This window comes from Micromonospora inaquosa (assembly GCF_003857055.1).
Taxonomy (GTDB): Bacteria; Actinomycetota; Actinomycetes; order Mycobacteriales; family Micromonosporaceae; genus Micromonospora; species Micromonospora inaquosa.
This window is the reverse complement of sequence record NZ_QGSZ01000020.1, coordinates 1-1704: the sequence shown is the minus strand read 5'-3', so window position 1 is coordinate 1704 and position 1704 is coordinate 1. Positions and strand designations below refer to the sequence as shown.

Genomic DNA, 1704 nt, shown 5'->3' with positions numbered 1-1704 from the left:
GCATCGCGCTGGTGCTGGACGACACCGCCGACCTCGGCGCGGAGGGCTACCGGCTCGACATCGCCACCGACGGGGTACGCGTCACCGCCGCCACCGGCGCCGGCCTCTTCTACGGCGTACAGACGCTGCGCCAACTGCTGCCAGCGGCGATCGAGAGCCCCGACCCGGTCACCGAACGGTGGGCGCTACCCGGCGGGACGATCACCGACGCACCCCGGTTCCCCTACCGGGGCGCGATGCTCGACGTCGCGCGGCACTTCTTCGCCGTCGAGGACGTGCTGCGGGTGGTCGACCACCTCGCCCGCTACAAGCTCAACCACCTGCACCTGCACCTCACCGACGACCAGGGTTGGCGGATCGCCGTCGACTCCTGGCCGAAGCTGACCACCATCGGCGCGACGACCGAGGTCGGCGGCGGCCCCGGTGGGCACTACACGAAGGCCGACTACACGCGGATCGTCTCCTACGCGGCCGCCCGCCACATCACCGTCGTCCCGGAGATCGACCTGCCGGGACACACCAACTCGGCGCTGGTCGCGTACCCGGAGCTGGCACCCGACAAGACCCCGCCGCCGCCGTACACCGGCACCGAGGTCGGTTTCAGCTACGTCGACCCGGCCGACGAGCGGACGTACGACTTCGTCGCCGACGTGTTGCGCGAGCTGGCAGCCCTCACCCCCGGCCCCTGGTTGCACATCGGTGGCGACGAGGCGTTCAAGGTCAAGGGCGAGGTCTACACCGGTTTCGTCGAGCGGGTCCAACGCATCGTCGCCGACCTCGGCAAGACCGTCGTCGGCTGGCACCAACTCGCTCCGGCCGCCCACCTCGACGGGCGGGTCCTGCAGTGGTGGGGCACGAACGGCGAAGACCCCACCACCGCCGACGCCGTCCGCCGCGGAGCACGGTTGATCGTCTCCCCCGGCAACCACGCCTACCTGGACATGAAGTACGCCCCGGACACCCCGATCGGACACGACTGGGCCGGCCTCATCGACGTGCGAAAGTCCTACGACTGGGATCCGGGTACGCACGTCGCCGACGTACCCACCGAGGCTGTGCTCGGTGTGGAAGCCCCGCTCTGGACCGAATCGGTCACCTCGCTGACCGACATCGAACTCCTGCTCCTGCCCCGCCTCCCGGCCATCGCCGAACTGGCCTGGTCACCCCGAGCGACCCACGACTGGGCCAGCTTCCGCGACCGCCTGGCCAGCCAAGGCCCGCGCTGGACGACGGCAGGGATGACCTTCCACCGCGCACCCGAGATCCCGTGGTCGGCCGCACCGGCCATCCCGGCACAGCGCAACGTCCCACAAACCGACCCCGCGACCCCCTAACCTCCCGACTCAGACCCAGACTCGACCTTGGCCTCGGGCGCGGGCTCGAACTCGGGCGTGGGCGCGGACTCGGGCACGGACTCCGGGCTCGGGCACGGTGCGCGGACTCGGGCGCGGTCTCGTCTGCCCCGGCGCTCTGATCCGGACGGGCCGTCCGCCCCGCACTCCGGCCAGGGTCGGCCTGACTCTCCGCCCGGGAGGGGCCGGTCCACCCCGCACTGTGCCCCGGTTCGACGCGGTTCCGGTGCGCGAACCGCGCAGACCGGCGTGATCCACTCGTGTTTCAGGAAGTCGCGGCATCCTGGGCACCGGGACACCGCGCTTTACACAAACCCGAGTCGATCAGGCCGGCGTGGGCGCTGTGTCGGGT

1 protein-coding gene is annotated in these 1704 nt (G+C 71.2%); it reads left to right on the top strand.

Annotated elements, in window-relative coordinates; translation table 11 throughout:
• Positions 1–1334 (top strand): family 20 glycosylhydrolase (locus tag DLJ59_RS00100; RefSeq protein ID WP_124770505.1); only part of this gene is annotated, 1334 nt, incomplete at its 5' end.
• Between the last annotated feature and the right edge of the window lie 370 nt (positions 1335–1704).